Origin of the sequence: Flavobacterium sp. MAHUQ-57, from assembly GCF_051908335.1 — a bacterium.
Classification (GTDB): Bacteria; Bacteroidota; Bacteroidia; order Flavobacteriales; family Flavobacteriaceae; genus Flavobacterium.
Genome location: NZ_JBPZTE010000006.1, coordinates 1,132,685 through 1,146,574, shown reverse-complemented (window position 1 = coordinate 1,146,574; position 13,890 = coordinate 1,132,685). Strand labels below are relative to the sequence as shown.

At 34.6% G+C, this 13,890-nt stretch carries 8 protein-coding genes; 6 read left to right on the top strand and 2 right to left on the bottom strand.

Going from position 1 to position 13,890, the window contains the following annotated elements:
* Position 1: 1 nt before the first annotated feature.
* Entirely contained in the window at positions 2–2,971 is a 2,970-nt protein-coding gene (locus ACS8MM_RS05730) for a sensor histidine kinase (protein ID WP_379713979.1), read from the bottom strand.
* A 106-nt stretch (positions 2,972–3,077) separates the two neighbouring features.
* Positions 3,078–3,659: a tRNA-(ms[2]io[6]A)-hydroxylase gene (locus ACS8MM_RS05725; RefSeq protein WP_379715002.1), complete on the bottom strand. Its 582-nt coding sequence runs from the start codon at positions 3,657–3,659 to the stop codon at positions 3,078–3,080.
* Between the two features lie 84 nt (positions 3,660–3,743).
* Here ACS8MM_RS05725 and ACS8MM_RS05720 point away from each other — a divergent pair, with 84 nt between their 5' ends.
* From ACS8MM_RS05720 to ACS8MM_RS05695, 6 genes are all read left to right on the top strand, one after another.
* Positions 3,744–4,982, top strand: a complete 1,239-nt coding sequence (locus ACS8MM_RS05720) for a glycosyltransferase family 4 protein (RefSeq protein ID WP_379713977.1) — start codon at positions 3,744–3,746, stop codon at positions 4,980–4,982.
* Positions 4,983–5,052: 70 nt separating this feature from the next.
* Entirely contained in the window at positions 5,053–9,090 is a 4,038-nt protein-coding gene (locus ACS8MM_RS05715; protein ID WP_379713975.1) for a PAS domain S-box protein, read from the top strand.
* A gap of 45 nt (positions 9,091–9,135) precedes the next feature.
* Complete coding sequence (gene ypfJ, locus ACS8MM_RS05710) at positions 9,136–9,993, top strand: KPN_02809 family neutral zinc metallopeptidase (RefSeq protein ID WP_379713973.1); 858 nt, start codon at positions 9,136–9,138, stop codon at positions 9,991–9,993.
* 127 nt (positions 9,994–10,120) lie between these two features.
* Entirely contained in the window at positions 10,121–10,810 is a 690-nt protein-coding gene (locus tag ACS8MM_RS05705; RefSeq protein WP_379713971.1) for an SDR family NAD(P)-dependent oxidoreductase, read from the top strand.
* A gap of 3 nt (positions 10,811–10,813) precedes the next feature.
* On the top strand, positions 10,814–12,121 hold the full coding sequence (locus tag ACS8MM_RS05700; RefSeq protein WP_379713969.1) for a DASH family cryptochrome: 1,308 nt from the start codon (positions 10,814–10,816) through the stop codon (positions 12,119–12,121).
* Positions 12,118–13,542 carry an SDR family oxidoreductase gene (locus tag ACS8MM_RS05695; protein WP_379713967.1) on the top strand — a complete coding sequence of 475 codons (1,425 nt, stop codon included), beginning with the start codon at positions 12,118–12,120 and terminating at the stop codon, positions 13,540–13,542. Before ACS8MM_RS05700 ends, ACS8MM_RS05695 begins: the two co-directional genes overlap by 4 nt.
* Positions 13,543–13,890: the final 348 nt, after the last annotated feature.

The following is a 13,890-nucleotide window of genomic DNA, read 5'->3' as shown; positions in this document are numbered from 1 at the left end:
TTCAGATGGGAATTAATATAGTCACTTTTGTTCCAGTAGCGACAAAATCACTATCATGTAAATCTTCAATTGTAACACTGGTTTTTTTGGTTCTTGTTTTGTTGATTAGTTCCACTCGTTTTTGATTGGCACTGGTTGCAAAGGATTTGTGCAGGTACGCTTTTTTACCATGCATTTCAGCGGATGCTTTCCTACCAATTCCATTATCAGTAACTGTACAGATTAATGTGTCGTTTTCTGGATTCATGCGAAAATGGACTTCGAGTTTTCTATCTTCTTTTTTATGGAGCAAACCATGTTTTAAAGCATTTTCTACATAAGGCTGAATAAAAAGAGACGGAACGCTTAGTGATTGCGTGTCTAGTGCTTTGTCTACAATGATAGTATAATCTAATGTGTCTTCAAAGCGGTCTTTTTCTAGTTCCAAATACAATCGCATGGCTTTTAATTCTTCTTCTAGTGGTACTTCACTTTCTTTGCTGTGCTCAAGGTAAATGCGCATCAGACGTGAAAATTTAACCAAAAAAGTACTGGCAGTTTCTTTTTCATTGGTTAAAATATATTCCTGAATAGAATTTAGTGCATTGAAGATGAAATGGGGATTCATTTGAGAACGCAAATTTTCAAGTCGAGAAAGAATAAGTTCTTTATCGGTTTCAGCTTTTTCAATCATTACCTTTTTTTCTGTTTCTACTCTTTGAAGGCGATTTCTGAAATAAAACCAAATCATAAAAACGGTAATCAACGAAAGAAATGTGTAAAACCACCATTTTTGCCAGAATGGAGCTTCTATTGCAAAATGGATTGAAATGGGTTTGGATTGAATCTTATTTTGATTTTCTGCTTTTACTTCAAAACTATAATTTCCAGGAGGTAAGCTGGAATACCGAACAAAATCAATTCCTTTTTCCAATGGTCGCCATTCATTTGCGAATCCAGTCAGGCGGTAGTGGTATGTGATGCTCTCTGAAGATTGGAAACCATTACTGTTAAAGCTTATTTTAATAGCGTTTTTATTGTAGCTAAGCGAATAATTCTTTTGTATAGCTGAGTTTTTGTCTTGAATGGTTACTCCTGTGAAATATATTTCGGGCTTTTGCAGGTTCTTGAAACTTTTAGTTTTATCCAAAGTAAATATTCCTTTGTTGGAGGAGAGATACACTTGGTTTTGAATGATTTCTATATCCGAAATACTGTAACTTTCGAGTCCGTCATTTTTGGTAATATTTAGAAACGAACCTGTTTTTACATCAAAAACCTGAAGTCCGCCCTGGGTCGAAATCCAAAGTTGATCACCATCACTTTTAAGTTTCCCTGTTTCGTTGGAAAGTAATCCTTTTTTTGCATTTAGATTGTAGACTACTTTTTTGTCTTTTATTCCTAATATGCCATCCTTGAATGTGGAAACCCAAATGGTGCCGTCATTGGTTTCTGCTATGCCAATTGCAAAAATAGGTTGGTTTTTATGACGTATAACAGTGGGTTTGAAATCGGAATCAAATTGAATTAAATCATCAACAAAACCTACATAATTAGTATTGTTGTTTAAGCTATAAAAACAAGTGTACGCTCTTTTTTTTCTAATGTTTTTAATGGTTGGGGTAATTGTACTATTTGAAATTTTTGGGGTTAAATTGGTATTGAAAAGGGTTCGATTTCGGTTACCAGTGAATGGGTTTTCCATAACATTGGCTCTGTCAAAACTGGCATTCAATAAAGAGTTGTTTTGTGCCACCACCATCGTTTTTGAAGCAGTGAAATGTGCGAGTTTATAGATTGTACTTTCGTTAAGGTTCCAGAGATACGATTGATTTTCCTGACTTATAAACAATGAGTTGAAATTTTCATTGTATACCAGTTGCCATATTTTCGATTTGTTTTCGAGTTGAAAAGTTGTGCTTTTGTACGTTTTTGTATTTACTATTCCCAGTAACCCTTCGGGTGTTCCAAATGCGATATTATCATTGCCAATAACTGTCATTGTGCTCACGTTTTTGGCAATTTCCGGTAGTTGTATTTTTTGTATATATATATTGGGCATAATAAAAACGCCATTTCTTAATGTGCTAAACCAGAAATTATTGTTTTTATCTTTTATTACTTTGGTAATATACTCGTTGGGTAAATAGGTGCTTTTATAGATGATTTTATGTCCTTCCTGACGACATACCACCACACCTTGATTGGTGCAAAACCAGAGTAAATTGTCTTCTTTCAAGATACGAACAAAAGTTTTGTCAATTAATTGACTGGGTACTTCTATACTGGTAAATGATTTGTCTTGATTTTCTTTTATAAAGAAATGTTGTTTTCCATCATAAAACGTTGTAAACAAAAGTGCACCTTTTAAATCACAGAAGGCATTGTTTTTGGGTTCTATCCCTTTATTAGTGAATGTAAATTGAGTTTCAATTTGATTGTGATTAAAAGTTTTGATTTCATTGGTCAAAGAGAAATACAATTGATTATTGTATTGAAAAGGATTTCTGTAATAAGGAGAATTTGAAAATTTGTCCTTGATTAATTCCTTTTTTTTGCTTTGAGTATTGATTTTGAATATTCCTTTTTCTGAGAATGCAATAAGTTCATTCTTTTTGACAATAAATTCTGGGAGTTGTCCTTTTAACTCATTTTTTAAGTCGGTAAACAAAATCAATTTTCCATCTTTCACATAAAAGAATTGACCGGAAATATTATTACACCAGATTGTACCATTTTCATCTTGAAATAAACCAAAAACAGACAAACCTCTTTTTTCGGGATGCGTAAAATTAACAAATGATTTTCCGTTATATCGATAGAGACCTTTGTCGGCAGCTAGCCAAATAAAACCGCTCTTGTCTTCTAAAATGTCGTAGAATTCAATGTCAGGTAGGCCGTCTTTTTCGGTTAATTGAATGGTAACGGGTTGTTGTGCAAATAGCTGATTTGCAAAAAGAAAAAGAAGAATATGAAAAAATTTCGCCTTCAAAAAGTTATTTTAAATATAAAAATAACCTTTTGTGGCGAAAATTCTATAGTTTTCTTTTTAAAAATGTTGTTTTTCTTTGTGAATAAAAGATACGATATCCTTGTGACTAACCGTGAATAGTTCCTGTTTTTCCGTAGTTGGTAATTAACTCGCCTTCAAATTCGATCCATTGTTTCCAACGTTTATTGACTTCATCCACATTGCCATATTTTCGGGCAAAATTTAAGAAAGTGGTATAATGTCCAGCTTCACTAATCATTAAGTCGCGGTAAAATTTTGCTAATTCCTCGTCTTTTATGTTTTCTGAAAGTACTTTAAAACGTTCGCAACTACGGGCTTCAATCATTGCCGAAAATAGCAATCGATCAATTAAGGATTGTTCACGACTACCGTCTTTTTTCATGAATTTGGCCAATTGATTGACATAATCATCTTTTCGTTCTCTGGTAAATTCCAAATTTCTTTTTTTGATGATATCGTGAACCATTTGAAAGTGTTCCATTTCTTCGCGAGCAATAGTAATCAGTTCGGTAACCAATTCTTCTTTTTCGGAATTATTGATGATCATGGTTATTGCATTGGTTGCTGCTTTTTGTTCACACCAAGCATGGTCTGATAAAATCTCACCAATGTTACTTTCTACGATATTGGCCCATCTTGGGTCAGTTTTTAATTTTAATCCCAGCATTTTCTTAAAATAAGTATGCAAAATTACATTTTTTGACATTGATTATTACAGATAAAAGTGGGTATTTTGTATAAAATATTCATTTTGGAAAAGAAGCGCCTTTTAGTTATCGGTTTGGTTTGGCCAGAACCCACTTCTTCCGCTGCGGGAATCAGAATTCTTCAGCTGATTGATCTATTCATTGGTCAAGGGTTTGAGGTTACATTTGCTTCGGCTGCTCAGGAAAGTGAGTTTTCGTTCGACTTGAATTCAAAGGGAATTCAGAAAGAAAGTATTGAACTGAACGCTTCCGGTTTTGATGCCTTTGTACAAAAACTGAACCCGGATATGGTGCTTTTTGATCGATACATTTCTGAGGAGCAATTTGGTTGGCGTGTAGTAGAGAATTGTCCGAATGCCATTCGAGTTTTGGATACGGAGGATTTGCATTGTCTTCGATTGGAAAGGCAAAATTCAATCAAAAAAGAAATCAATTTTGACCTTCAAAACTTGTTGGATTCCGACATTGCAAAGCGCGAAATTGCTAGTATTTATAGATGTGATTTGACTTTGATGATTTCAGAATATGAAATGAGTATTCTGAAAAATTGTTTCAAAATTGATTCTGCTTTACTACATTATTTACCCATGTTTTATGAATCAAAGCATGTAGATGATTGTTTGGAATTTGAGGAAAGAAATGATTTTGTTTTTATAGGCAACTTTATTCATGAACCGAATTGGGATGCAGTGAAACAATTAAAGTCGAAAGTTTGGCCTTTGATAAAAAAGGAATTACCTCACACTAAACTTTTTGTTTATGGTGCCTATCCAAGCCAAAAAGTACTGCAATTGCATAATGAAAAGGAAGGCTTTTTAATTATGGGACGAGCCGAAGATGCTCAGGATGTGGTTGAACGTGCAAAAATAATGCTGGCACCTCTGCGTTTTGGTGCAGGTCAAAAAGGGAAACTATTGGAAGCTATGCAGGTGGGAACTCCGTCAGTTACCACTACTATAGGCATTGAAGGCATTGCGGATAATTCCAATTGGAATGGCTTTGTAGCAGACGATTTTGAAACCTTTAGTGCAAGTGCTGTGGCTTTGTATACTAACCAAAATCTTTGGAGTGAAAAGCAGAAAAACGGGTTTGGAATATTGCAACAGTTTAACAGCAATCAGTTTGTAAATCAATTTCAAAAACGGATTAACGAACTTTATGAAAATATAAGAGAACACCGTCAAACAAATTTTATTGGGAACTTGCTATACCAACATTCTTTTCAGAGTACAAAATTTATGTCCAAGTGGATTGAAGAGAAAAATAAAAAAGCGTCTAAATAAGTAAGGATATCATTTTTTTTACTAAATTAGGTTTAGTTTGCTTCATAAATTTAAGAAACACAGCCTATTAATGATTTTAGAATCGATGGTTAAGTTTATTATACTGTTCAATTCCTTAAGTGTTGCTAGTTTGGATGATTTATCACTCCAATTGACTAATAATATCTATCATTCTTGGTGGTTTATTACTTTCTTTATTTTTATTTTGGCCTTCGTCATTTTTTACGGTTTTAAAGGTTATTCAGCGGTTAATCGCGATTTAATAGAAGGCTATTCTGAAATTGAAAATTCCAACGAACAATACAGTCTGTACTTTCTCTTTTTGGGAGTTACCATTCCAACTATAGAGTTTTTGGTAGAATATTTTACAGTTCGAGGGAGAGATTCCTTTGAGATTAATGCTACAATTGGTGTGGTATTGGTTATGATTTATTTTTTGAGCCAAAGAGTTCAAAGTGTTTTTCAGAATATAAGTAAAATATTCACGATTGTTTTTTTTGGGTATTATTTTCTGATTCTCTATTGGATCATCAATGTTCCCGAACATGTAGCTAGTTATTTTGATTTGCTAATTCTCTTTGTACTCTCGTATAATATTTTCAGAACTCCTGGAATGTATTGGATTTTTGCGGTTACAAATTTCTTCATTTTATTGTTTTTCAATTATAAAGGTTGGATACCTAAAGTGTATATGGTAACAACCTTGTATAGTGCATTTTTAATTTCTATTATTAATCATGTCAGGTACATTGTTAACTTAAAAGTAAAAGATAATTTCTTATTTGCAGATAATATTGTAAACAAAGGTACCTCATTGGTCATTGCTGTGAATAAAGCCGGTGAAGTTGTGTATTGCAGCCAAACTATTACGGCTATTTTGGGTTATTCTTCGGAGGAAGTTAAAGGGTTTAATTTTTGGAAACTTACGCAGGATGAAGAGTTTACCACCGAGAATTATGAGATAAGTAAAACGCTTTATGTACGTAAGTTAAGATGCAAAGACGGAAGCTATAAATACATACAATGGAAGGATTCCAAGTATTCGGAGGATACCTATTTGGGTATCGGTCATGATGTAACCGAACAACAGGAAACGCAGAATCACTACAAAACTCTTATTGAAAATGCTTCGGATATCATCTATGAAATTGATAAGTACGGTTATTTTATTTATTTGAATCCATTCTCCAGAAAATTGCTGAATTATTCGGATAACGACATCATAGGCAAACATTTTAGCGATTTTATCAGAGAAGACTATGTGACGGAAGTTTTAGAGTTTTATAAAAAATATTATGGTAAGAATGAGGAAATTCCAACCATCGAATTCCCAACGAGAAAAAAAGACGGTTCGGAATTGTGGATTTCTCAAAAAGTGTCTTTAACCCGTGATAACGAAGGAAGAGTTACTGGTTTTGGAGCTATTGCCCGAGATGTGACATTGCTCAAAAAAATTCAGCTGGAGCAGTTTGAACGACAGGCCAAAAATGAAATTTACAGCAAAACCATCAATAATCTAGTAACGCAGCAGTATACCGCAAATGATTCTTTTGAGGATATGGCGAAGAATATTTTGAGAGCTGCTTCTCAAGGATCAAAAATTGACCGTATTAGTTTTTGGAATTACACCACAGAGAATTTGTTTTGCCCCTATACTTATTCTTTGCATTCGGATAGTTTTGGTGAAAATTTGGTGAGTTACAAATCGGAAAACCCAATCTATTTTGAGATTTTCGAAAAAGATAATATCGTTGTTGCTTCAGATGTGTATAACAATGATGCGACAAAAGAATTTACAGCGACTTATTTTCCTAAAAACGGCATTAAATCTCTTTTAGATGTGCCTGTTATGGTCAATGGACAATTGCATTCTATTTTGTCTTTTGAAACAACCAAGGAATTTCGAAATTGGGACAATGATGATATCAATTTTGCGCGTTCCGTATCGGAAGTGGTGTCACTTGCTATAGAATCCAGTAAGCGTCTTGAAACAGAGAAACGATTGGAAGAAAAAACCAAAATTCTTGCGGCCATTGCTTCTTCAACTGAAATCCTTATTAAAAAAACGGATATTGATGAAGCGTTCAATGAAATTTTCAGTACTACATTGTCCAAATTGGGCGAAGCAGCAAACGTGGATCGAATTTATTACTTTGAGAACAATCCGATTACTTTAACATTAAGCCAAAAACAAGAGTGGGTAAGACAAGGTATTTTTTCTCAATTGCCGAATAATGAATTACAGAATATTCCGCATGAAGAGATTGACACTATGATTATTGCATTGCTGCGGGACAAGATTTTTAATGAAGTGGTTAGCGAAATTGGCGATAGCCATCTCAGAGAAATGTTGGAAAAACAGAATATTATCACCATTGTTATACTACCTATTTTTGTAAAAAATCAATTCTATGGATTTATAGGTTTCGATGATTGTACCAATGGTAGAAAATGGACTGAAGATGAAATCGGCGTTTTACAAATTTTATCCAATAATATTTCTGCTACAATAGAACGTATCCATTCGGAGCGATTAATTCAAGAAAGTGAAGATAAATTCAAACTCTTAGCCGATAATATTCCAGGTACGGTTTATCTTTCTGAATTCGATGATAATTGGACAAAAGTATATCTGAATGATGAAATCGAGAAACTAACCGGATACAACAAGTCGGAATTCATAAAAGGGGAAGTGTCGTTAATTGATTTGGTGCACCCGGACGATCAAGAAAATCTGAAAGAATATACCAATGAGTGTATTGAAAGAAGTGAACCTTTTCATGTTATGTATCGTCTTAAAAAGAAATCGGGGGAATACATTTGGATAGAAGAGTTTGGAGATACGATTTTAAAAGAAGGTAAAGTAGCCTATATCGAAGGGATTTTAATTGATATCACCGAGAAAAAAGCCATCGAAACGGAAATCAAAGCCCGTGAGTATGCTGAAGCATCCAATAAGGCCAAATCAGAGTTTTTGGCGAATATGAGCCATGAAATACGTACACCTTTGAATGCAATTATCGGTTTTACTGATATTCTGGGCGAAACCCAACTGGATAAAACCCAACACGAATATTTAAGTACCGTTAACAAATCGGCTGGAATTTTATTGGATGTTGTTAATGATATCTTAGATTTTTCTAAAATTGAAACCGGCAAGTTGGATCTGGAAATCCAACAAGTCAATTTATTCGAAACCGCCAATCAGGTGTTAGATATCATTAAATTCGATTCGGTGCAAAAGAATATCGAACTGAAATTCAATATTGGTGTGGGTGTGCCTAAATACGTTTCAACAGATGCACTTCGTATCAAACAGATTTTACTCAATTTATTGTCAAACGCAGTTAAGTTTACCAGCAAAGGAACGGTTGAGCTGAGAATGGATCTAATCGATCAGGACGAAAACAAATCCAAAATCAGAATCTCAGTGATTGATAGCGGAATAGGAATCAAAAAAATAAACCAAGATAAAATTTTTGAACCTTTTTCACAGGAAGATAATTCTACCACAAGAAAGTATGGTGGAACAGGTTTAGGATTGGCTATTTCCAATAAGATATTGAATTTAATGAACAGTAGTTTGGAATTGCATAGCGATTTCAGAAAAGGGAGTACGTTTTATTTTGATTTGACGTTGGATTATTTTTCAGAAGACGAAGGAATCAATACCATAGATGTCAATAACTTGGATGTGCGTTATGAGGATTTAAGTCATCAATACCTGCGGAATGTTTTTGAACTGGAAAAGAAGATTCTAATTGTGGAAGACAATAAAATTAATATGCTTTTGGCTCGGACATTGATTAAAAAGCTTTTACCAAAGGCAAACATTATTGAAGCACAAAATGGTAAAATTGGAGTACAACGGAGTAGCGAATTCAATCCGGATTTAATTTTACTAGACATTCAAATGCCAATTATGAATGGGTACGAAGCGGCACTTGATATTAGGAAATCCAATAGCAAAGTTCCAATTATTGCTTTAACTGCCGGAACCATTAAAGGGGAAAAAGAAAAATGTCTCGAATCCGGGATGAATGATTATATTTCTAAACCTATTGATAAAGACATTTTTGAAAATATGCTACTAAAATGGCTACAATAAATCTAAATTTATTTTTATATTCACATCAACTAAAAAACAAACAATATGAAATGGCAAGGTAGACGTCAAAGTGATAACGTAGAAGACCGCAGAGGTATGTCATCTGGAGGGAAAGTAGTTGCAGGTGGTGGGATCATTGGAATTATTATACTATTAGTAAATCTTTTCGGTGGAGAAAATGCACAAATGATTACACCTGTGCTGGAGCAAATGAATCAACAACAAACCACTTCGGCTCCAACAGAACAAAGAGAACTTACCGAAGAGGAAAAAGTACTTGGCGATTTTGTCTCAACGATGTTTGCGGATAATGAGGATACTTGGGAGAAAATTTTTGCCGAAAATAATTTGCAATACCGATTGCCAAAAATGGTCTTGTTTACAGATGCAGTGGAAACAGCTTGTGGATCAGCAACGGCAGCTTCTGGTCCGTTTTATTGCCCTGGAGACGAAAAAGTCTATATGGACTTGGCATTTTTTAATGAATTGAAAACCCGATTTGGTGCCAAAGGTGGCGACTTCGCCATTTCGTATGTAATTGCTCACGAAGTGGGTCATCATGTACAAACGGTATTGGGAACTTCGAATAAAGTCCGAAAGTTGCAAGCCAATATGACCCAGGCAGAAGCGAACAAATTGTCTGTTGCTTTGGAACTTCAAGCCGATTTTTATGCAGGATTATGGGCGAAATACAATCAGCAAAATTTGGATCCTGATGATATTGATGAAGCAATCAGCGCTGCAGAAGCTGTAGGTGATGATGCGATTCAAAGTCGTATGCAAGGACACGTGGTTCCAGAATCTTTTACCCATGGAACCTCAGAACAGCGAAAATATTGGTTTATGAGAGGGTTTAAAACAGGAGATATCCGTCAAGGTGATACTTTTGCAGAACTTAATTAATAATCTATCTTTTTATTTCAATAGCCAACTTTATGTTGGCTATTTTTTTTGCAAAAATTTAAGGCTTGTTTGCGTAGTACTTAGTATATTTTTGTTTAACTTTATTGTAAATAAATTAAACAAAACAATGAAAAGAACAGTTTTATTTGCCGGCGCATCAAGTGCAATAGCTATGGCTACCAAAAACCTTATGCAAAAAGATTCTTACCATGTTATTGGACTTAGTACGAAAGGAGAATTTACGGAGTATGACTCTTCTTATTCTGTTGTTGACTATTCGAGTGCAAGTTTACCACAGCTGGAAGAACCAATTGATGGTATCGTTTTCTTTCCGGGTACCATAAATCTAAAACCATTTCACAGATACAAAGAGGAAGATTTTTTAACAGATTATAAAGTGAATGCGCTGGGAGCTGTGAATGTAATTCAACACTATTTGCCCAATTTGAAGCAATCTACAAATGCATCCATTGTATTAATCAGTACTGTCGCTGTTGGTGTTGGAATGCCTTTTCATTCTTCAATAGCAATGGCGAAAGGAGCACTTGAAGGCTTAACTAGATCACTAGCTTCTGAATTTGCACCAGCAATAAGAGTAAATGCAATCGCTCCATCTTTAGTGGATACCCCATTGAGTGCAAAATTTTTAGCAACTGATGAGAAAATTGAAGCTATGCAGAAACGTAATCCGATGCAAAAAATAGGTCAGCCCGAAGATATTGCTCATATGATTTCATTTTTGTTAAGTGAAAAATCAGGTTGGGTTACAGGACAAATATTGGCGGTAGATGGAGGAATGGGTAACTTAAAAATTTGAGTAATGCAGCGAGTTATAGTTTGGTTTAAAACAGATTTACGAGTAAATGATAACGAAGTGCTTTTTAAAGCCATTCAAAATAATAAAGAGATCATTCCTGTTTATTGTTTTGATGAAAATGACTTTGGAAAAGGTGCTTTTGGATTTCAGAAAACTGGGAAATACCGAGCTAAATTTTTATTGGAATCCTTACAAGACTTAAATGATCAATTAAAAAAAAGAGGCTCAGGTTTACTAGTAGTGAAAGGGAAACCTGAAATTGAAATCCCTAAAATTATTTTGAAATATGGAGCCACTAAAATCTATACGAAAAAAGAAGTTGCCTATAGTGAAAAAAATACCTTAGAAAAAGTTCGAACTGCTGCATCCAAAATACATTGCGATGTGTCTATTTTTAGCACGAGCACATTGTATCATCCGGAAGATTTACCCTTTTCCATCAAAGATATTCCAGATATTTTTACAGATTTTAGAAAGAAAGTAGAAAAAGAATCGACTGTCAGAGCTGTTTATAATGCTCCAAGTGTAATACAATCGCCTTTTTTGCCCGAATTCAATTTGCCTCCCCTCTCTGATTTAATAGGTTCCAATACGGTGGAATTTGATGAAAGAAGTGTTTTACACTTTGTAGGAGGGGAGACAAATGCTTGTCGAAGACTTGATTATTATTTGTTTGATAAAAAATTGATAGTAAACTACAAGCAGACACGAAATGGTTTATTGGGAAGCGATTATTCTACCAAACTCTCGCCATGGCTAGCGATGGGCTCTATTTCTCCTCGGTATATTTACGCTAAAATTAAAGAATTTGAAGCAGAATATGGTGAAAATGAATCCACATATTGGTTAGTATTTGAGCTATTATGGCGTGATTTTTTCCGATTTATGTTTAAGAAACACAACGAAAAATTGTTTTTGTTAAATGGCATTGCTAAATCGATCAAGTATCAAAAAAACACCAATCTGGATCAATTACATTCTTGGATAGAAGGAGAGACCGGTAATGATTTTGTAGATGCGAATATGAACGAATTGAAGTGTACTGGCTTTATGAGTAATAGAGGCCGTCAAATAGTTGCAAGTTATTTGATTAATGATTTGAAGGTGGATTGGCGCTATGGTGCTTCCTATTTTGAACAAGAGTTGATCGATTACGATGTTTCTAATAATTGGGGCAATTGGGCTTATCTCGCCGGTGTAGGAAATGATCCTAGATCTTCAAGATATTTTGATACTAAAAAACAAGCATCGGAATACGATAAAAACGGTGAATATCAAAAAAAATGGCAAACCATAAATAGTGTAAAATGAGAATTCTTCTAACAGGTGCAAATGGATATGTAGGCAGACGACTTTTGCCTGAATTACTAGCCAGTGGTCATGAAGTGGTTTGCTGTGTTCGTGATAGTTCACGACTAGGATTGGAAGAAGAAACATTAAAAAAAGTGACTATATGGGAAGTGGATTTTATTAATGAACCTAGCTTTGATACGCTTCCTGATACAATAGACGTAGCCTATTATTTGATTCACTCCATGGCCAATTCAACACAGAATTTTGTGGAAATGGAAGCCAATTCAGCCTCACATTTTAATCTTTATATGGATAAGATGAATGTCAAACAAGTCATTTATTTAAGCGGCATTGTGAACGACCCCAATCTCTCCAAACATATGCATTCCCGAAGTAACGTGGAAAATATTTTATACAAAGGAAATTTTAATCTGACCGTTTTACGTGCCGGAATAATTGTAGGGTCGGGTAGTTCCTCTTTTGAAATTATCAGGGATTTATGTGAAAAATTGCCCGTGATGATTACCCCAAAATGGGTGCTGACAAAATCTCAGCCTATAGCGATTCGTGATGTGATTCAGTATTTGATTGGTGTAATCAATAAAGAAGAATGCTTCAATAAATCATTTGATATTGGCGGTCCCAATGTATTGACCTACAAACAAATGATGCAATTGTATGCGAAAGTGAGGGGGTTTACAATCGTAATGATAACGGTACCTTTTATGACACCTAAACTTTCTTCATATTGGTTGTATTTTGTCACTTCTACCTCTTTTAAATTGGCTCGGAACTTAGTGGATAGTATGAAGGTTGAGGTGATTTGCAAAGACAATCAATTGCAAAGAATCCTAAATATCAAACCAATATCCTATACAGATGCCATTAAATTGGCTTTTAAGAAGATTGAACAAAACTTAGTCTTATCCAGTTGGAAAGACAGTTTGTCCAGCAGCAATTTTAAACCACACTTGAAAAACTATATCGAAGTACCCAAATACGGATGTTTGAAAGATTATCAAAAAATACAACTCAATGCTACTTCAAATGCTTTGGAAAATATATGGTCAATAGGAGGAGAAAAAGGTTGGTATTATGGCACATGGATGTGGGAAATCAGAGGGTTTATAGATAAGCTTTTTGGTGGTGTTGGTTTACGAAGAGGTCGAACAAGTCCAACCCATTTAGATGGTGGTGATTCGCTTGATTTTTGGCGTGTTTTATTAGCGGATAAAGAGAAAAGAAGATTACTCCTTTTTGCCGAAATGAAAGTACCCGGTGAAGCCTGGTTGGAATTTAAAATTGATGACGACAACACCTTACATCAAATAGCCACTTTTCGCCCCAAAGGTATTTTGGGTAGACTCTACTGGTACAGTATGCTGCCTTTTCATTTTTTTATTTTTAAAGGGATGATAAACAATATTGCAAAATCTTAAAATTAGGAGCTTTTCCTTCTATACGTTGCAAGAAAACGTTCAAAAAACACCATTTTATCACTACAAAAGGAGCTTCCGTTGGTCGCTCTTTGGTAGTGTAAAATAGAAAGTGCTTTTTGAGCGTTTTGCTTTCCACTACTATCAGGGCTAGAAATAAGCTTTACAATTCTATTCGGAACTTATAATTACAACCTAAAAGGTTCAACGAAGAAGCAAAAAGGTTCAACTAAGAAGCAAAAAGGCTCAACGAAGAAGCAAAAAGGTTCAACGAAGAACCAAAAAGGCTCAACGAAGAGGCAAAAAGGCTCAACGAAGAGGCAAAAAGGTTCAACGAAGAGGCAAAAAGGC